Genomic DNA, 18,549 nt, shown 5'->3' with positions numbered 1-18,549 from the left:
GGAGGAGAGTTGCTCGTTCGTACTCTCGCCGACGTCGAGAACACCGACGCCGACATCAAAACCGAGGGGTGGCGCAGCAAGCGGATCATCCTGGCCAAGGAGAAGGCGGGTTTCTCGGTACACGAGACCACGCTGTATGCCGGGACCGTGAACGACTTCTGGTACGCCAACCACATCGAGGCGGTGTTCGTCTTCGAGGGCGAAGGCGAGATCACTGACAAGGCCACGGGCGAGACACACCAGCTCAAGCCCGGCTCGCTGTACCTGCTGAACGATCACGACAAGCACCAGGTGCGGCCGAAGACCGACATGCGCACGGTGTGCGTGTTCAATCCACCGGTGACCGGCCGTGAGGTCCACGACGAGAACGGCGTGTACCCGGTGGTCGTGGAGGACGACGATACGGCGGCAGCCACCTGATCACACACGTGCACGCATGAATATCCCGGACGGCGGGTAACCGCAGCTAGTAGGGTCGAGGCTACGACCCGGCCGGTTATCCGCCGTGGCGGGACGCGGCTGGTCTTCCCCTGACGGGGAACACACTCCCAACGAGGAACCGAGAAATGGCGACGGTGCGCGATGCGCACCAGTCGCTCCGGCGGGAATTCGAGAAGGAGGCGCGTACGATGACCGTCGCAGATGCGAGCACGCGGGATCATTACCCCACTCGGGGAAACGCATCCGAACTGATCGAGCGCAGGGATCCCACCGTATGGCCGGGAGTGGACTCCGGCCCGGCGAGCCGCGCGGAACTGGCCGCCCATGCGGACAGGGGCTTTCACTCCGTGGAAGGGCTGCTGTCCCCGGCCGAGGTGCAGGCGTACTGGCACGAACTGGACCGTCTGACGCGGGACCCGGAGGTGCGTGCCGACGAGCGCACCGTGGTGGAGAAGAGCTCCGACCAGGTCCGTTCGATTTTCGATGTACACAAGATCAGTGGCCCTCTCGGTGAACTGGTCCGGGATCCGCGGGTGCTCGATCGGGCCCGGCAGATCCTCGGTTCCGATGTCTACGTCCACCAGAGCCGGATCAATTACATGCCCGGTTTCGAGGGCAACGGTTTCTACTGGCACTCCGATTTCGAGACGTGGCATGCGGAAGATGGGATGCCCGCACCGCGTGCGGTGAGCATCTCGATCGCGCTGACCGACAATTACCCGTTCAACGGCGGGCTGATGATCATTCCCGGCTCGCATCGAAGGTTCATCTCGTGTGCCGGTGAAACTCCGCAGCGCAACTACCGGTCCTCGCTGAAGGAGCAGGAAGTCGGCGTGCCGAGCCATGACGACATCACCAAGCTCGCCTACGAGTGCGGGATCGAGCAGTTCACCGGATCGGCGGGTTCGGCGCTGTGGTTCGACTCGAACTGCCTACACGGTTCGGGCAACAACATCACTCCGTTCCCGCGCTCGAACATTTTCGTGGTGTTCAACAGTGTGCACAACACGCTGGTCGAGCCGTACGCGGCGGTGGAACCCAGGCCCGAGTTCATCGCCGCACACGACTTCACTCCCGTGACGCGGTAAGAGCGATGCATGGTGCCCTCATCCGCAAGTGCCGGGTGAGGGGAACCTTTCGCACGTCCGTGCGGGGCGGTCCTTTGGGGTGCGGTGCCTGGGAGGGCTGCTCAGGCCAAGGCGAGGTAGCGACGCTCGCTGAACTTCTCACCGACGCAGGACGCGCCGAGATCGTGGCCGATGCGTTCGATCACATCGGCCAGTTCCAACCGGTCCAGCCACGGCCTGGGCAGTACGGCAGTGCCGTGCCGAGCCCCGAGCAACGAGCCGGTGAGTGCGGCGGTCGTATCGCTGTGGCCGGAGTGGTTGGCCGCCAGGCGTAACGCATCGGCGAACTGGCCGGGTTTGGGCATGGCCAGCGCACAGTACGCGCCGATGGCCACCGCCTCGGGGCCGACCCAGCCCTGTCCGAGGCGTTCGATGTGGCCGATACCTGCGCCGAGCCGGGCCAGCGTCGCCGCTTCCGCGAGTGCCGCCGCGGTCTCGGCGTCCTCGCGCAGCACCCTGCCCGCGGCCTGGTCGACTGCCTCGGGCAGCCGTCTGCCTTTCACCGCGACCAGATGCGCCATCAGGGCCATCGCCCCGGCCGGGGCCCAGCCGCCGGTGCCACCGTGGGTGAGGGCGCCGAACTGGCAGCCCAGTGCGTAGCTCATTTCCGCGGTCGGGGCGAAACCGAGCGGTGCGCTACGGTCGGCTCCACCGCAACCCCGGGAACTGTTGCGTGGCCGTTCGGGCGTGCCGAGTTGCTCCTCCTGAAGTGCACGCAGGCTGGAGAGCCCGGGTGAGCGGTTGGCGTACAGTTCGGCCTCGGCGAGCAGGCCGGTCGCTCCGGGACGGGGTTTGTGCTCCTGCTGCGTGATCAGCCACCGGCGATAGGCGGCGGCGGTGGCCTCCACGGGACGCCACGGGCCTCCACTGTTGCCGGTGGTCCAGGCGTTGAGGTAGCCCTCCCCGGTGAACAGTGCCAGTTGTGTCGAGTCTCCGAGCAGCGCCTGCGGCGGCGGCTCGGTGATTCCGACGTCGCCGTACTCGGCGCGGATGTCGGCGTACTGCAGAAACTCGACAGGCGAGCCGAGTGCATCACCGAGGGCGCCGCCGAGCAGGCAGCCCACGGCGCGATCGACCACTGTGGACGACATGGACACGCGGGCTCCTTCCACAGTGGTCCGGTTCGGGTGGTTGCAGCACGACTCTACTGGCCGTGTGCGTTCCACGGCAGGCATCGGTGCAACCTTTGGTGATTCGGCTGCGTTTGTTCTTGTCGCCTGAATCGGTCAAAATATGAAAACCGAATCATGTTTTGGGGGAGTATGTCACCGCAGGACAGCTCGACCGGCGCGCCGGGCACGGGGTTCGAGTTCCGCGTCCTCGGCCCGCTGGAGGTGCTCCACGGCGGGGTTCTCCAGCCGTTGGGCAACCCCGGCATGCGCAGTGTGCTGGCCTGCTTGTTGTTCGAACCGAACCAGGTCGTGTCGATGGAGCGGATCATCACCACGCTCTGGGGCGAGGCGCCACCGGCCACGGCTCGGACGATCGTCCACGGCTACATCTCCAAGCTACGCAAGATGCTCGCGGCGGTACCCGACACCGCAGGTGACGAGGAGGCGCCCACCATCCTCACCCGAGCACCCGGGTACGTGCTCACGGTCGACAGTGACCGGATCGACGCCCACCGGGCCCGGGCGCTGATCAACCACGCATACGGACTCGACCCCGCCGAGCGTTCCCGGGTGCTGTCCGAAGCACTCACGCTCTGGCGCGGCCCGGTTCTGTCCGATATCTCCTCGAGTCGGTTGCATCGAATGGTCGCTGCGAATCTCGACGAGTTGCGCCTGCTCGCGCTGGAGGAGCGTATCGCCGCGGGCCTGGAACTCGGACATCACCAGTATCTGGTTGCCGAGCTCTCCGGACTGGTCGACGAGTATCCGCTGCGGGAACGCCTGACCGGGCAGCTCATGCTCGCCAACTACCGGTCGGGCCAGCGAGCGGATGCGCAGGCTCGGTATCACGCTCTGCGCGAGCGGCTGTCCGACGAACTCGGCATCGATCCCGGCCCGGAATTGCGCTCCCTGTATGAGCAGCTGCTTCGAGACGACGAGACACTGCTCGGCGGAGACCGTGGTTCCGCGGCAACCGTGCCTGCCGATGGCGGCAGCGCCCGGCCGGTTCCCGCGGAGCTGCCGCCCGCTGTGGCCGGTTTCGTGGGCAGGGATCGGGAACTGGCGGCGCTGGACCGGATACTGGCAGACCGCGAACAGGGCATGGGAAACCTGCTTGCCGTACTCACCGGGCCGGCGGGGGTCGGTAAGAGCGCCCTCGCGGTGACCTGGGCGCATCGCGTTGCCCACACCTTCACCGACGGCCGTCTGCACGCCTCGTTGCGTGGATTCGACTCCGAGCGGGCACCGCTGTCCCCGGGGGAGGCGCTGATCGGATTTCTGAAGGCGCTGGGAGTGGCCGCCGACGCGATTCCGGTGGATCTCGACGGCCGCGCTGCGCTGTACCGTTCCTTGCTGGCCGATCGACGGGTGCTGGTGCTGCTCGACGACGCCAGGGACTCCGATCAGGTCCGGCCGCTGTTGCCCGGAAGTCCCGGATCGCTGGTGGTGGTGACCAGTCGCCGCAGGCTCGACGAGCTCGTGGTGCGCAGTGGTGCGCGGATGCTCCCGCTGGAAACTCTGCCCACTCCCGCGGCCGTGGAGCTGCTCGACCGGGCGGGAGTACCGGGCAGATCGGCCTCCGAACCGGTCGCCGCCCGCAGGCTCGCCGATCTGTGCGGGGGTCTGCCGCTGGCTTTGCGCATCGCGGCCGCGCGGTTGGCGGCCAATCCCGGGCGCGGCGTGGCCGACCTGGTCGACGAACTCACCGATGAGCGAAATCGACTGCACGGTCTGGATATCGATGGTTCCGACGCCAGCGTGCGCCGGGCTTTCGATATCTCCTACCGCAATCTGCATCCCGCACACGCCACCATGTTCCGCCTGTTGGGAACGGTGCCCGGGCACACCTTCACCGCACACACCGTGGCCGCGTTGTGTGGCACCGATCCGCCCACGGCGCGGCGCCGTCTCCGCGCGCTGGTGCTGGCACACCTGGTGACCGAGCCCGATTCGGACCGTTTCGGCATGCACGACCTGCTGCGGCTGTATGCGCGAGACCTCCTCGCCGCAGGCGCCGAGGAGACGGCCGGATCCGGGGCGGACTGCGCCCGAGCCGCCCTGCGCAGGCTGTTGCATCACTACCTGGTGGTCGCCGATCATGCGCGCCGCTTCCTGCGGCCGGCTCGGGACGAACTGGACTTCTCCGGTGACGACACCACGGTACGTCCGGCCATCACCGGCCGTGCGGAAGCGCTGGAGTGGTTCGATGCGGAATGGCCGAATCTCGTGGCGGCGATCGGTACCGCCAACGCCGAGGAACTGCACGAGTACGCCTGGCCACTGGTACGCCTGCAGTTCAACTACCTCATGGTGCGGTGCCCGTGGGAGGACTGGATCGCGATCTACAACACCGGTCTGGACTCCGCGCGCAAGCTCGACGACCCGGCGGGCAAGGTACTCATGTCCGCCGGACTCGGTGTCGTGCACTCGCGGTCGGGCAGTCCCGCCGTGGCTCTGGAGTACTACGCCGAGTCCTATGCGGATGCGGTGAACACGGGCGAATCGAGCTGGCTGGCCATGGCGCAGGTCAACCTGGGCAGTGCGTTGTTCCGGCTGGGGCGCTACGACGAGGCGCAACGGCACTGCGAGGAAGCGCTGAACGCCTATCGGATGCTCGGTGACCGCTATCGCGAGGCCGGTGCCCTGAACAATCTCGCCCAGGTCGAGCAGGTCAGCGGCGATCGGGAAGCCGCACTGGTCCACCTGCGTGCGGCCGAAGCGATGTATCGGGAGGCCGACGACCTGGAGACCCTCGCGATGGTGCTGAACAACTGCGGGGAGGTCAGTGTCGAAATGGGCCACGTGACCGAGGCCGAGCGCTACCATCAGGAGGCACTCGACGTCGCGCAGCGGTGTGGCTCGGCGATGCGGCAGGCCGCCGCCTACCTCGGTTTGGGAGACGCGGCCGACCTACGCAGGAACCGGCCGGTGGCACGGACGCGTTGGGAGACCGCATTGTCGATTTTCGAGGCGGGTGGCTCGCCTCGTGCGGGGGAGGCACGCAACAGGTTGCACGGATGGAGCCGAGCACACCGGAACCTCTGATCCCCGGTCAGGTGACATTGCCGGGTTCTCCCGTCCGTAGCGCTTAGCCATCGTTTAGTCCGCATCCAGCGGTGTCTGCAACCGTGTGTCTTGTGCGGGGCGGCCGTGCTGCCCGGTGGGGTCGGCTCGCACCGGGCGACTCCGGGGGGACCGAAGGGGGGAGGTCGCCCGCTTGTCCTGACCCGAGGACTCGGACGGGGGACGCGGGTCGGGACACCTGTCGTGGGGGTCGGGTATCCGGGAGTGTGGGCTCCCGGATGGACGTGGGGGTGAGTGCGGGCATCGGTGCGGACACCGTTCCCATCGAGGCCCGCACTCTGTTCCACCCGGCGACGGGGTTTCCGGATGGACCGGACGGACAGGTGCTTACAGGCGCTGGAGCTCCGGACGCTTGGGACCACGTCCGTCACCGGAGGACCGGCCACGCAGACGTCGGCCGATCCACGGTGCGAGGTGCTCGCGTGCCCACCGCAGATCCTCGGCACGCTGCACCCGCCACGAACGTGGGGACTGTGGTGGCCAGGAGCGACGCCAGTCATCGTCGACGTCGATCCCCAGCGCCTCGGCGGCGCGTAGTGCGACCCGGCGGTGTCCCTCCGGCGACAGATGCAGGCGGTCGGTGCTCCAGGCACGCGGATCCTGCAGCACGCGCATCGACCAGAGATCGACGACCCGGCATCCGTGCCGTTCGGCGATGGCCCACAGGTGGGAGTTGTACGCACCGACCTTGCCGCGCACGTGCCGCATCACCGGCGCCCGTCGAGTGTCGAAACCCGTGCCGATCATCACCTGTATGCCATGGGCACGGAGCTCGGCCACGGCGCCCTCGAAGCGTTCGGCGAGTTCGTCGGGGTCGTTGCCCGGGCGGAGAATGTCGTTTCCGCCCGCGGCCAGCGATACCAGCGAGGGCCGGAGCGCCACGGCTGCCGGAACCTGATGCTCGATGACCTGGTGAAGCAGCTTGCCCCGGATGGCGAGGTTGGCATAACGCAGCTCGGGGTTGCTCGTCGCGAGGATTTCCGCGAGACGATCGGCCCATCCCCGGTAGCCCGCATTGTCGGCAGCGGGGTCGTCCAGCCCCTCGGTGAAGCTGTCCCCGAGTGCGACGTAGCTGCCCCCGAAGTCTGCGGTCACGCTGCCGCCGGAGTGGTGCACCTGCTCACGTCCTCGACTCATTGCCTTTCCTTCCATCCGCAGGTTTCCGCAGGCCCGGCGCTTTCGGCAGGCCGATGGAACTCGTGTGCTCCGGGAATCGGTGCCCGGGACCCGATGCCAAGGGACCCGTTGGCCGGTGATCACCACGGTGACGGGCCGCGACCTCCCTACGCCACCGTCGGTACGGGGAGCCGTGATTAACGGCACTCAAGAGTCTAGCTATTGGGTTCGCCCGGCAGTGCTCTGCGGCAGCGACGTTCTCGAGCCGGGGCGCGGTCGGATGGCTCGGATGGCGACGCATTTCCTGCCGTCGAAAGGCTCTTTCTTCCGGCTTCGTCCCCGATACGGGCAGTTTTGTGAAAACCCCGATGCCGGGAAACGGTGACTGCTACTGTCCAGCAGGTAGTAACGAAAGCAACAAGGGGACTCATCATCTCGGAATCGATATGCGTGGTCATACCGGGAGACTGCGTCCGTGCAAGCGCCTGAGCGGGGAACGGCGGCATGTTTATTCACGTCGGACCGAGTGTGTCCGCCGATAGTGATGATGGTCTGGGGGAGTTGTGATGCCACAGCAGGAACCAGTGCCGGAACCGGTGCGGCGGGATCAGCGTACTCCCGCGCACAGGCCTGTTGAATCGGGAGGACGGCTTCCTGCGGAGGAGCGTCACGGCGTGCTTCCCCCCGGGCCTGCCGCGGCAGGCCCGGGTCCACATCCGGGGCCGCGTCCGGGTTCGCCCGGCACTCCGGGAACCGGAGCACCGGCAGCGCAGGCCCGGCCGAGTCCGGTGCGTTTCGACCTGCGGTCGGAATTCGCCGCCCTGATCGCCGAGGCGGATCCCTTTTCCTTGTGGGAGCACATCGACCAGCTCCGGGATCGCTTCGACCACGAGCAGCAGCGGCAGGATCGATCACCCCGACCGCCGAACGGCGTGCACCGCCCGGAATCCACGGGCTCTCGGGGGCGTGCCGGTTCCGGGCCGATGTCGATGCTGTCGGGCGAACTCGGCGTGGTCGCTGATCCCCCTGCTCATCCAGGAGCGTACAGCTCCACTTCTGCCGGAAGCCCCGTTCGACCATCGCAGCAGAGGCCCGCGGCGCCTACCCCGGCCCCGGACTCTCCGGCAGCTCCGAACCCTGCTGCAGCTCCGCCACCGCAGGGTCCGCCGAGCGGTCCCCTGCCCGTAGGTCCGACACCGCCTTCGTCTGCCGACCCCGCACGCGATGGCCCGCCGCCCCCTCCGCCCGCGGCAGGGCCGCCTTCCGGACCGCCCGTCGGTCCTCCTCCTGCGGTTTCCCCACCGGGGGGCGTTTCGCCACCTCCGGTGGGGCCGTCTCCGCAGCAGCCGCCTCCGCAGCAGCCGCCCGCGGAACAACCAGCCCCGCGGCAGTCGGAACCGCAATCCGCAGCCCAGCCACCGAAGTACCGGCCCCGGCCCGATGGTGGTTTCGGGCCGATGGGCTCCGGAGCCTGGGCGGGGACCACGGGCGGAGCGAACCATCCGGTCAAGGGGTCGGGAAACCGGGACTCGCAGCGGGACGGTGATTCCCACAGCGGCGGAAGGCGCAATGGCGGGACCGAAGCGCGCAACGGCTCCGGATTCCGTGTGGACAGGCCCGGTTCCGATGGTTCCGAAGCAGCGCCGCAATTCCTCGTCGAGGCCGACGACCTTTTCGGCGGGGAATACGAGGAAAGCAGGCTGGTCGCCCCGCCGGTCATCGGTGAGGCGCCCCCGACCTACCGGGATTTCTAGATGGTCGACACGATCACCCTGTCCGTGCAGGCCGTGGATGTGCTGGGTGAGCAGCTGAATCTCAGCATCCGGCAGTACCCGTTCGAGATTCCGCGGTTCGGTGCATCACCGGAAGAGCGGTCCCGGGTCGAACGGCAGGTCGGGGAAGAACTCGAGTCGGCGGGCCTGGCCAAGGCGGGCAGACCCGAACCGGAGGTCGAGGATGCGCTGTACCTGCTGTCGACCTCGGAGGTCTCCATCGCGGCGGCCGGACTGCTCGACGTGCGTACCGGACAGTGGCTGGCTGCTCGCGTGGTGGCCACCGGCGAAGTGGGAGTTCTCGGTCTCATCACCAACCGTGGTCTGCGGATCGACTTCATGACTCCCGAAGACCTCCCCGGAGTGTGCGTGGACCTGCTCCCGCAGGCACCACCGGGCACCGGAGAGGCCGTGTCGGCCACCACAGCACCGATCGCAGCAGGGGAGGGTCACCGCGATCCGTCCGGGCCGGAATCGGACGGTGTACGAGCCGTCGAGTCGATCACCGGGCTCGTCCGGTACCGCCTCGGCCACTATGTCGTTACCGGCATCGACCGGCGGGGGCGGCGTGCGCGGCTGCCCGGTTTGGCATGGTTCGACACCGAACGCGGTCGTTACACGCTGTTCGGTGACCGGTCGCCCGACGGGGCGGGGGTACTCACGTGCACGCCCGTCGACAGGCTGGGCATGGTCAATCAGCTCGGTGGGATACTCGATCGTGCCCGCATCCGGTGACTCCGGTGACTCCGGTGACTCCGGTGATGCCGGTGACTCCGGTGATGCCGGGGATCCTGCGTGGCCGCTGCGGTTGCGCAGGACACCGGTAGGTGCGTACGTCGCGGGGGGTAAGGCACGCTGAAACGTGTGACGCAGGACCGGCAGACCGACACGATTTCCGAGAGCAGCTCCGAGCGGGACTCGCTGATGCACCTGCTCGGAGGGCGGGCCAGCGCGGTCGATGCGAGCGTGCCGCCCGTGGCGTTCGGTCTCGGCTGGTTGCTTGCTGGAAAGTCGATCGCGATCGGCGGGCTGGTGGCCGTCACCGTCGGTGCCCTGATCGGGCTGTGGCGGCTGTACCGAGGTGCGCGTCCACTGGCGGTGCTGGTGAGTCTGCTCGGGGTGATGCTCGGTGCGGTGATCGCGTTGCGCACCGGCTATGCGGCCGACTTCTTCCTCGTCCGGCTGGTGACCAACGCTGCGAGTGCGCTGGCCTGGATGGTCAGTATCGCAGTGCGTTGGCCGCTGCTCGGAGTGATCGTCGGCACGCTGCTCGGTCAGCGCACGCGCTGGCGTCGGGACCCGGTGTTGCTGCGCGCCTATGCCCGGGCGAGCTGGGTGTGGGTGGGGCAGTATGCCGTGCGGCTGGTCGTGTTCATCCCGCTGTGGGCGGCCAACGCCGTTGTCGCGCTCAGCATCGCGCAAGTCGCGCTGACCTGGCCGCTGGTGGCGGCGTGCGTGGCAGTGAGCTGGTGGGTTCTGCGCGCGGTCCTGCCGGATGACCATCCCGGCATGCGCCGTCCTCGAGTGGAGTGAACCGTAAACCACTCTCGACGGCGGTGCCGAGCCCTGCACCGATTACTGGGTGGTTCGGACCTGCTGCTTGACCGAACTCGCGGCGAGATACTTTTCGCCCTCGTAGTCGCTGTAGACTTCCGCGTCGGCTGCCAGTCCGTACCGGTCCGCGTTCTGGTCGTAGGCGAAACTCGACCGGACCGTGCCGGTTACCTGCACGAGCTCGCCCGCGCGGAGGTTGTTCCGCTGCTGGGCGGAGACCACGAGCAGCGAGTCGTCCCCCCACTCGGCGGCGTCGAGTTGGAACGAGGTCGGCGTGAACACCTCGGTGACCTCGGCGCTCAGGGTGACCCGTTGACCCACGAATTGATCCGAGCCGCCGAAGTAGGCCTGCTGTCCCGTGATGTCTCCGACGTCGGCACTCGTCTCGGGGCCTCCTGTCTCGTCGCCCCCGCACGCGCTCAGCACCACGGAAAACAGTGCCAGTACCGCGAGGACGAGGAGTCGGTGAACGTGTCTCTGCCGTGATCTGCCGGTGGTCGGTCCCGCCATGTGCTTCCTCCTCGAGAGAACGCTTTTGACTGGCGACTACCCGCGCTGCACCGGCGGGCAAACGGGACGAGGGCACCTCTTACCCGGCTGTGCTACCCGAACCTCCGGAGTGCCGTGGAAACCGTTCTCACCGAGTGTGGGTGACCTTGTGGAGCCCCCGTGGGCTGTCGGGGTCATCGCCGCGTGCGAGCGCGAGTCCGAGCGCGAGCCGTTGGACGGGCAGCACCTCCAGCACGGGGGCGAGTTCTTCGGCGCAGGACGGCACTCCGATCCGATGGGTGGCGTGGACATCCGGCGCGGCCGAGCCGATCGCACAGATGTCGGCACCGTGCTCGTGCACCGTGTCGAGCACCGCGCGCATGGCTTCGCCACCCTTGCCGGAACTGCACAACGCCAGCACAGCGGTCTCGGTGTCCACCGCAGCAACCGGGCCGTGCAGCAGATCGGCCCCGCTGTATGCGCGTGCCGAGAGATAGCTCGTCTCGGTGAGCTTGAGCGCCGCTTCGGCGGCGGTGGCCGAGGAATAGCCGCGCCCGGTCGTGACCATCCTGTCGGCGAAGCGATAGCGGCGGACCGCCTCCTCCACGGCGTCGTGCGAGGTATCCAGTGTCGCCTGCGCGAGTTCGGGAATCATCTCGGCCTGCTCGCCTCGGCCGCCCCGCGCCGCGTCGACCAGCAGGTACAGGGCGAGCAGTGTCGCGCTGTAGCTTTTGGTGGCCGCTACTGCCTGCTCGGGGCCCGCGAGGATGTCGACCGACATCTCGGCGGCGTCGTTCAGGGCGGAATCGGGATTGTTGGTGATCGCCACGGTCGTCGCACCGTGTCTGCGCCCGGTTTCGGTCACCTCGAGCATGTCGGGCGAGCCGCCGCTCTGGCTCACCGAGAGCAGCAGCACGTCGGTCAGGTCCGGCCGCGCTCCATACAGCGTCGTCGTCGATGGCGAAACCAGTCCGACAGGCAGTTCCAGCAGGACCTCGATGAGGTATTTGGCGTAGAGGGCGGCGTGATCGCTGGATCCGCGGGCGGCCAGTAGTGCGAAGCGCGGCTTGCGCTCGGTGATCCGGGCGGCGAGCTCGGCGATCGCGCGACGTTGCCCGAGAAGATGGGAGAACATCTGCGGCTGCTCGGCGATCTCGGCGGTCATGTGGCTGCCGGGAGGGTTTCCGGCTCGGTTGGTGGCCTCGCTCATGAGATTGCCTGCCGTTTACTGGATCGTGGTGGTGCATCGGGCACGGGGCGGTCTAGACCAATACTATCGAAGCTGCCCGGAGTGGCTGCATCCGGTGATGCCTGCGGTGGTGTGCCGTCGGCGACACTCCCTCGGTGGTTCCTGGTGATGCCCGGAGGCTTGCCGAAAATCGCATACTCGACACTCGGGCGGTGTTCCTGTTACCGCCCTGGAAGCGGGGATACCGACGAGACAGCCGATGCAGCATCCGTGTTTTCGGGCATGCTGGAATCCCACCCGAGGTGTGACTCCGCACAGTGACGGGCGGCGGTAGGAGGGAACGATGCTCGATGCCTCGGTGCCCGGCGGGGCCGACACACCGGAGCGTAGTCAACGTGAGCCCAAGTACTGGGGGCTCAAACAGCACCTGCTCGACATGTTGCGATCACTGCCGCCCGGCTCGTCGATCCCGACCGAGCGCTCGTTGGCTGCCGACTTCGGTGTCTCCCGCACCACGGTGCGCCAGGCGCTGGCCGAACTGACGGTGGAAGGGCGGCTGCTGCGAGTGCAGGGCAAGGGCACTTTCACGGCACGGCCGAAAGTGGCCCAACGCCTTCAGCTGAGCAGCTACACCGAGGACATGCGTGCACAGGGCCGCCAGCCCGCTTCGCGACTGCTGGAGATCACCGAGGAGGCGGCCGATCCGGAGATGGCGACGCTGCTCGACATGGGCGGCAATGCCGCCGGAGTACTGCGGCTTCGGCGGCTGCGGCTGGCCGATGGTGAGCCGATGGCCATCGAGACGACCCACCTGCCGTTGCCGCGTTTTCCCGGCCTGTCCGCACAGTTGGAAGCCGGAGTCTCGCTGTACCGGGTTCTTCGGGGGCATTACGGCATCGAGTTCGCCACCGCCGAGGAGACCATCGAAACCGCCCTGGCCAGTCCCGAGGAGGCCGAGACCCTGGGGACCGAGGTGGGGTTGCCGATGCTGCTGTTGTCCCGTCATTCCTTCGACACCGAAGGCCGTCCGGTCGAGTGGGTGCGCTCGGTCTACCGGGGTGATCGCTACAAGTTCGTCGCCGACCTCAATCCGCCAGCACCGTGACCAGGTCTTCGACGTCGATATTGCCGCCGGAGACCACGGCGACGGTGCTCGCCGCCGGGAGCAGCGCTCCACGGTGCCGGTACGCTGCCGTTGTCACGGCGCCGCTGCGCTCGGCGACCAGGCGACAGGTGCGGGCGAGGTACCCGGTGGCTTCGGCGATTTCCGCCTCGCTCACGGTGACGATGTCATCCACCACCTCGCGCATGTGGGCGAAGGTGCGCTCCGAGGGTTCGGCGGTCAGGCCGTCGGCGGCGGTTCGCGTACGCGAGTCGACCGGCCACTGACGACGTGTGCCCGCGCGCAGGCTTTCCTGCGCGTCGGCGGCCAGTTCCGGTTCGATGCCGATCACCGTCGCCTCGGGCCGCACCGACTTGATCGCGACACCGATCCCGGAGATCAGGCCTCCGCCACTGACCGGGACCAGCACCACGAGTTCGTTGCTCCTGGCGAAGCCGGAGTTCGCGGGGCCGTGGCCGGTGAGGTGCTCGCCGGTGGACTCGGGGCGGGCGAGGCGATCCAGATCCTCGAGGATCTCCAACCCCACCGTGCCCTGACCGGCGATGACCGCAGGGTCGTCGAACGGCGGGACGAGGGTTGCCCCACGTTCCTCCACGATCCGGTGAGCCCGTGTCTCGCGCTCGGCGGCATCGACGGGAACGATGTCGGCACCCAGCGATCGCGCAGCGGCGACCTTCACGGCAGGGGCGGTGTGCGGTACCACCACGGTCGCGGGCATGCCGAACGCCCGGGCCGCATACGCCACGGCACGCGCGTGGTTGCCGCTGGAGTACGCGACGAGACCACGAGAGCGCGCCTCTTCCGGTACGGCGGAGGCAGCGTGCAGCGCACCGCGGATCTTGAACGCTCCGGTCGGTTGAAGACTCTCCGGCTTGAGCAGGAGGGGGCGCGCCGGGTCGGCATCGGCCACCGGGAGCAGCGGGGTGCGCACCGGCCCGACCGAGGGTGGCATCGCCGTCAGCACCGTCCGGGCCGCCGCGATCTCGGCGTAGCTCACCAACTGCATGGAAGCGATCTTTCTGCACGAAAGCCGGATTCGGCAAGCTCGTTCACCTCGCTGCTCACATCCGAGAACGTGCTGCGGTGATCCTGCGGATGGTGAGTGCAGTGATGGATACGGACAGTAATGGAGAGAGTGCTGTAAACCACGTTGGCCGGGTTCGGGTTGCCCGGATGGCTTACCGTGATAACGCCCCCGTAACGATGTGTGTAAAACCACCCGAAAGAGTTTCACGAAATCTTCGCCAGTGGGCGGAATCCGCTCGCCGTCTACGCCGAAAGTAGGCTGTGTGTGATCGATGACTCGGGTCATACTCCTTCGCCAGGGGGACGGAGATGCGTTCTCAGGACAAGGGAGACAGCACATGAAGCGCAGGCTCGCGGCCCGCATGGCGGGGACAATGGCGCTGGCAGCCGGAACTGCCGCCGCGCTGACCATGCCGGCGACCGCGGCCCCGGAGGCCACACCCCTGGAGTCCATCGCGGAAGGTCGATTGGAGGCCATGCAGCGAGACCTCGGCCTGACCTTGCAGCAGGTACGAGAACGTCTGCAGCAGGAAAAGATCGCCGACAAGCTCCAGGAGCAACTGCAGAGCAGCCTCGGTGGTGCCTTCGGAGGGGCCCACTTCGATGCCGACCTCGGCAAGCTGGTCGTGGGGGTCACCGACAAGGCGAAATTCGACGAGGTCCGCGCAGCGGGAGCGAAGGCCGAGCTTGTCGATGACAGCGCGAGTGTGCTCAACACGGCGGCCGACACGCTCGACGGAGTCGAGCGACGAGCCCCGACATCGATCAGCGGCTGGTATGTCGACCCGACGAGCAATTCCGTCGTCGTCACGACCGCGATGGGAACGGCGCAACGGGCGACCGAGTTCATCCGCTCGACCGATGTGGACACCACAGCGGTGCGCGTGGTCGAGTCACGGGAATCGCCGCGCCTGTTCACCGATATCATCGGCGGTAACGCCTTCTACAACAAGAGCGGCTTACGCTGTTCCATCGGCTTCGCCGTCCAGGGTGGATTCATCACCGCGGGCCACTGCGGTAACCGGAGTGACAGCACCAGCCGACCTGCCGGTACCTTCGCGGGCTCTTCCTTCCCGCACAACGACTATGCCTACGTCACGTCCTCGGCCACCCCGAAGCCGCAGGTCAACGACTACCGGGGCGGTGCCGTGACCGTCGCCGGTTCGCGGGAGGCCCCGGTCGGTGCCTCGGTGTGCCGCTCCGGCTCCACGACCGGCTGGCACTGCGGAACCATCGAGGCCAAGAACCAGACGGTGCGCTACGAAACGGGCACCGTGTCCGGTCTGACCCGGACCGACGTATGTGCCGAGCCGGGGGATTCCGGAGGCGCGTTCCTCTCGGGCAACCAGGCCCAGGGGGTGACCTCCGGCGGTTCCGGTGACTGCGACCGCGGCGGGGTGACTTACTTCCAGCCGATCAACGAGGCCCTCCAGACCTATGGCGTAAGCCTGGTTACCGGCTAGGCAACGTCCGGCCGCGGAGAAAATTGCAGTTTCGCGCGAAACTGCAATTTTCCCGACTTTTGCGGCAAACCACCGTCATCCCTGCAAACGGGAACGCAGTGTCTCCGCCGCCCGGCGCGGGTCCTCGGCCTCGGTGATCGCGCGTACGACAACGACACGCTCGGCTCCGGCGGCCATGGCCTCGTCCAGATTGCCGTGGTCGATGCCGCCGATGGCGAACCACGGCCGGCCGTGGCCGTGGTGTTCGGCGGCATGGCGAACCAGGTCGAGCCCCGCAGCCTCCCGTCCCGGTTTCGTGGGCGTGGTCCAGACCGGACCGGTACAGAAGTAGTCCACTCCCTGCTCGGTGGCTGCCGCGTCGGCCTGAACCACGTCGTGCGTGGAACGACCGATGGCCATCTGGTGCCCCACGAGGCGCCGGGCCGACTCCACCGGGATGTCCTCCTGCCCCAGATGCAGGATGTCGGCATCGGCGGTCAGAGCGATGTCGGCGCGATCGTTGACCGCAAGCAGCGCGCCGTGGCGCGTACACGCCTCGGCCAGTACTTCCAGAGCCGCCAGTTCCTGTCGTGCCTCCAGCGGTGCGCCCGCCGGGTTCTTGTCCCGCAGTTGGATGATGTCCACCCCGCCCGCGAGGGCCGCTTCCGCGAATTCGGCCAGGTCACCGCGGTCGGTACGGGCATCGGTGCACAGATACAGTCGCGCCTCGTCGAGACGCACACGGATCCCGTAGCCATCGAATCCAGGCATGTTGCTCAGGGTAGCTTGTTCGGAGATGGCAGCTCGCGTGGACTTTCCGGATTTTCGTATTCGTCAGGAGCTGACTTCGCACGATCGGATCGGATAGCCTGGGTGGCGGTGAAGCACGGGAGTCCGTACGAGAGCGGACTGAGAGGGGGCTGATGCCCCGACCGTCGAACCTGATCCGGATCATACCGGCGCAGGGAGCGTGCATTGTCTGGACAACAGGACGGCATCGTCGCGGTGGTGGGCGGCGGTGTCATCGGCATGTCCGCCGCATGGCGGCTGGCTGTGGCGGGCTGCCGGGTGCGGTTGATCGATCCGGATCCGGGGTTCGGCGGTGCCTCCTGGGTTGCGGGAGGGATGCTGGCTCCGATCGCCGAGGCATGGCCCGGTGAGGAACCTCTGCTGGAGCTGGGGGCCGCTTCACTGCACAGGTGGCCGGATTTCGCCGAGCGGCTCGGCCGGGACTCGGGGAAGCCGCCGGGCCTGCGGGACGAGGGAACCCTCGTTGTCGCCGCCGACAGCGCCGACCGTGCGGAACTCGACACTCTCGCCGACCATCTGGCCTCGCTCGGGCGTACTGTCACTCGCCACACCAGTCGCCGACTCCGCGGGCTGGAGCCCTCGCTCGGCCCCGGTGTCCGAGGGGGACTGGAGGTGCCGGGTGATCTCGCGGTCGACAACCGGATCACCCTCGAAGCGCTTCGTGCCGCCGCCGAATCGGCAGGGGTGGAGTTCGTCCGTGCCGCTGCTCGCGGTGTCCGCTCTGGAGTGGTCGAGCTCGCCGACTCGACTGGGGCCGACTCGGCAGTGCACTGCGATGTCGTGGTGATCGCCACGGGTGCGCATGCGGAGGAACTGCATCCGGCGTTGCGGGGCGCCATCCGGCCCGTCAAGGGGGAGATCCTGCGTCTGAGGTCTCGAGCAACATCGATCCCGCCACCGCGGCGGACCATACGAGGGCCGGTACACGGACGGCAGGTGTACCTGGTGCCGCGTGCGGACGGGATCGTCATCGGTGCCACCCAGTACGAGGCCGGGTTCGACACCGAGGTCACTGTCGGTGGCGTGCGGAACCTGTTGGCCGACGCAGAACGGTTCGTGCCGGGCATCGCGGAATACGCATTGGTCGAGAGCACAGCGGGGCTGCGGCCGAGCACCGAGGACAATCTTCCCCTGCTCGGCTGGGTGGCACCCGGCGTCGTGGCCGCGACCGGACATCATCGCAACGGATTTCTGCTCGCCCCCGTCACGGCGGAAGCCGTGGTCGGGCTGGTGTGTGGCAGTGCGTTGCCTGCCGAGGCAAAAGCTGCGGATCCATCGCGCTTGGGAGGACAGCAATGCACATCGTGATCAACGGACAGCCGCGCGAGTTCGCCGAGGGCACCACGCTGGCCGATGCCTTGAAGGACTTCGGGGTACCGGACAGCGGGGTGGCCGTGGCCGTCAACGGCACCGTCGTTGCCCGGGACAGCTGGCCGGCCACGCCGCTGGAACCGCAAACCGGTATCGAGATCCTCACCGCGGTACAGGGAGGTTGAGGAATGGACGATCCACTGGTGATCGCCGGACGCAAGTTCGACTCACGGGTGATCATGGGGACGGGAGGTGCCGCGAACCTCTCGACTCTGGAAAGCGCACTGCTGGCTTCCGGAACGGAACTGACGACGGTGGCGATGCGCCGTGCCGACGTCGGCGGTGGCAGTGGTGTGCTCGATCTGCTGGGTCGAATCGGGATCGAGGCGTTGCCCAACACCGCGGGTTGCCGCACGGCGGCCGAGGCGGTGCTGACGGCGCAGATGGCGCGGGAGGCGCTGGGTACCAACTGGGTCAAGCTGGAAGTGGTGGCCGATGAGGACACCCTGTTGCCCGACCCGGTGGAGTTGCTGGACGCGGCCGAGCAACTCGTGGATCAGGGCTTCGTCGTACTCGCCTACACCAACGACGATCCGGTGCTCGCGTTGCGTCTGGAGGAGACCGGCTGTGCTGCCGTCATGCCTCTCGGATCACCGATCGGAACCGGACTGGGAATCCGCAACCCGCACAACATCGACATGATCGCTTCCCGTGCTTCGGTGCCGATCGTGCTCGATGCGGGAATCGGCACGGCCTCGGATGCGGCACTGGCGATGGAGCTCGGGTGCGATGCGGTGTTGCTGGCCACGGCCGTGACCCGCGCACAGGACCCGGTACGGATGGCCGCTGCGATGCGCTCGGCCTGTGAGGCCGGGCGGTTGGCTGCGCAGGCCGGGCGCATTCCCCGTCGCTACTGGGCGCAGGCCTCCAGCCCGGGACGCCCGATGGAGTGA

The 18,549-nt window shown here is 67.7% G+C and carries 18 protein-coding genes and 1 riboswitch; of the genes, 12 read left to right on the top strand and 6 right to left on the bottom strand.

Going from position 1 to position 18,549, the window contains the following annotated elements:
- Positions 1 to 9: 9 nt before the first annotated feature.
- The gene (locus JOF55_RS08750; protein WP_310272326.1) at positions 10 to 420 is read left to right on the top strand and encodes an ectoine synthase; all 411 of its coding nucleotides are present in this window, start codon (positions 10 to 12) and stop codon (positions 418 to 420) included.
- Between the two features lie 209 nt (positions 421 to 629).
- On the top strand, positions 630 to 1,529 hold the full coding sequence (thpD, locus tag JOF55_RS08745; protein ID WP_310272323.1) for an ectoine hydroxylase: 900 nt from the start codon (positions 630 to 632) through the stop codon (positions 1,527 to 1,529).
- Between the two features lie 101 nt (positions 1,530 to 1,630).
- On the opposite strand, the gene JOF55_RS08740 is transcribed toward thpD, so the two are convergent.
- Positions 1,631 to 2,659: an ADP-ribosylglycohydrolase family protein gene (locus JOF55_RS08740; RefSeq protein WP_310278320.1), complete on the bottom strand. Its 1,029-nt coding sequence runs from the start codon at positions 2,657 to 2,659 to the stop codon at positions 1,631 to 1,633.
- A 171-nt stretch (positions 2,660 to 2,830) separates the two neighbouring features.
- On the opposite strand from JOF55_RS08740, the gene JOF55_RS08735 reads away from it, so the two are divergent.
- Positions 2,831 to 5,725 carry an AfsR/SARP family transcriptional regulator gene (locus tag JOF55_RS08735; protein WP_310272319.1) on the top strand — a complete coding sequence of 965 codons (2,895 nt, stop codon included), beginning with the start codon at positions 2,831 to 2,833 and terminating at the stop codon, positions 5,723 to 5,725.
- Positions 5,726 to 6,091: 366 nt separating this feature from the next.
- Here JOF55_RS08735 and JOF55_RS08730 read toward each other — a convergent pair whose 3' ends face one another.
- Entirely contained in the window at positions 6,092 to 6,901 is an 810-nt protein-coding gene (locus JOF55_RS08730; protein ID WP_310272317.1) for an SGNH/GDSL hydrolase family protein, read from the bottom strand.
- 1,436 nt (positions 6,902 to 8,337) lie between these two features.
- Here JOF55_RS08730 and JOF55_RS08725 point away from each other — a divergent pair.
- The 4 genes from JOF55_RS08725 to JOF55_RS08710 all read left to right on the top strand — a co-directional run bounded on the left by JOF55_RS08725 (position 8,338) and on the right by JOF55_RS08710 (position 10,185).
- Positions 8,338 to 8,634, top strand: a complete 297-nt coding sequence (locus JOF55_RS08725; RefSeq protein WP_310272314.1) for a hypothetical protein — start codon at positions 8,338 to 8,340, stop codon at positions 8,632 to 8,634.
- On the top strand, positions 8,635 to 9,387 hold the full coding sequence (locus JOF55_RS08720) for an ESX secretion-associated protein EspG (protein WP_310272310.1): 753 nt from the start codon (positions 8,635 to 8,637) through the stop codon (positions 9,385 to 9,387).
- A complete protein-coding gene (locus JOF55_RS08715) occupies positions 9,371 to 9,511 on the top strand; it encodes a hypothetical protein (protein ID WP_310272307.1) in 141 nt (46 codons plus the stop codon). Before JOF55_RS08720 ends, JOF55_RS08715 begins: the two co-directional genes overlap by 17 nt.
- Positions 9,512 to 9,576: 65 nt before the next feature.
- Entirely contained in the window at positions 9,577 to 10,185 is a 609-nt protein-coding gene (locus JOF55_RS08710; protein WP_374727430.1) for a DUF3159 domain-containing protein, read from the top strand.
- 42 nt (positions 10,186 to 10,227) lie between these two features.
- On the opposite strand, the gene JOF55_RS08705 is transcribed toward JOF55_RS08710, so the two are convergent.
- Positions 10,228 to 10,716, bottom strand: a complete 489-nt coding sequence (locus JOF55_RS08705) for a hypothetical protein (protein WP_310272303.1) — start codon at positions 10,714 to 10,716, stop codon at positions 10,228 to 10,230.
- A gap of 127 nt (positions 10,717 to 10,843) precedes the next feature.
- Positions 10,844 to 11,905, bottom strand: coding sequence for an SIS domain-containing protein (locus JOF55_RS08700; RefSeq protein ID WP_310272298.1), 1,062 nt, complete (start codon positions 11,903 to 11,905; stop codon positions 10,844 to 10,846).
- Between the two features lie 322 nt (positions 11,906 to 12,227).
- Between JOF55_RS08700 and JOF55_RS08695 the strand changes: the two genes are divergently transcribed.
- Positions 12,228 to 12,989: a GntR family transcriptional regulator gene (locus JOF55_RS08695; RefSeq protein WP_310272295.1), complete on the top strand. Its 762-nt coding sequence runs from the start codon at positions 12,228 to 12,230 to the stop codon at positions 12,987 to 12,989.
- Here JOF55_RS08695 and JOF55_RS08690 read toward each other — a convergent pair.
- Positions 12,970 to 14,013, bottom strand: a complete 1,044-nt coding sequence (locus JOF55_RS08690) for a threonine ammonia-lyase (protein ID WP_310272292.1) — start codon at positions 14,011 to 14,013, stop codon at positions 12,970 to 12,972. The two genes, JOF55_RS08695 and JOF55_RS08690, sit on opposite strands and share 20 nt — an antisense overlap.
- A 358-nt stretch (positions 14,014 to 14,371) precedes the next feature.
- On the opposite strand from JOF55_RS08690, the gene JOF55_RS08685 reads away from it, so the two are divergent.
- Positions 14,372 to 15,496, top strand: coding sequence for a S1 family peptidase (locus JOF55_RS08685; RefSeq protein WP_310272289.1), 1,125 nt, complete (start codon positions 14,372 to 14,374; stop codon positions 15,494 to 15,496).
- Between the two features lie 75 nt (positions 15,497 to 15,571).
- Here JOF55_RS08685 and thiE read toward each other — a convergent pair whose 3' ends face one another.
- Entirely contained in the window at positions 15,572 to 16,246 is a 675-nt protein-coding gene (thiE, locus tag JOF55_RS08680; RefSeq protein WP_310272286.1) for a thiamine phosphate synthase, read from the bottom strand.
- Positions 16,247 to 16,351: 105 nt separating this feature from the next.
- Positions 16,352 to 16,460: riboswitch (TPP riboswitch) on the top strand.
- Between thiE and thiO the strand changes: the two genes are divergently transcribed.
- The 3 genes from thiO to JOF55_RS08665 all read left to right on the top strand — a co-directional run bounded on the left by thiO (position 16,451) and on the right by JOF55_RS08665 (position 18,549).
- Entirely contained in the window at positions 16,451 to 17,593 is a 1,143-nt protein-coding gene (gene thiO, locus JOF55_RS08675) for a glycine oxidase ThiO (protein ID WP_310272284.1), read from the top strand. (Overlaps the previous riboswitch by 10 nt.)
- Entirely contained in the window at positions 17,581 to 17,781 is a 201-nt protein-coding gene (gene thiS, locus JOF55_RS08670; protein WP_310272280.1) for a sulfur carrier protein ThiS, read from the top strand. Before thiO ends, thiS begins: the two co-directional genes overlap by 13 nt.
- A gap of 3 nt (positions 17,782 to 17,784) precedes the next feature.
- Complete coding sequence (locus tag JOF55_RS08665) at positions 17,785 to 18,549, top strand: thiazole synthase (protein WP_310272277.1); 765 nt, start codon at positions 17,785 to 17,787, stop codon at positions 18,547 to 18,549.

The sequence above is a fragment of the Haloactinomyces albus genome (assembly GCF_031458135.1).
GTDB lineage: Bacteria > Actinomycetota > Actinomycetes > Mycobacteriales > Pseudonocardiaceae > Haloactinomyces > Haloactinomyces albus.
This window is presented reverse-complemented; position numbering and strand designations above follow the sequence as displayed.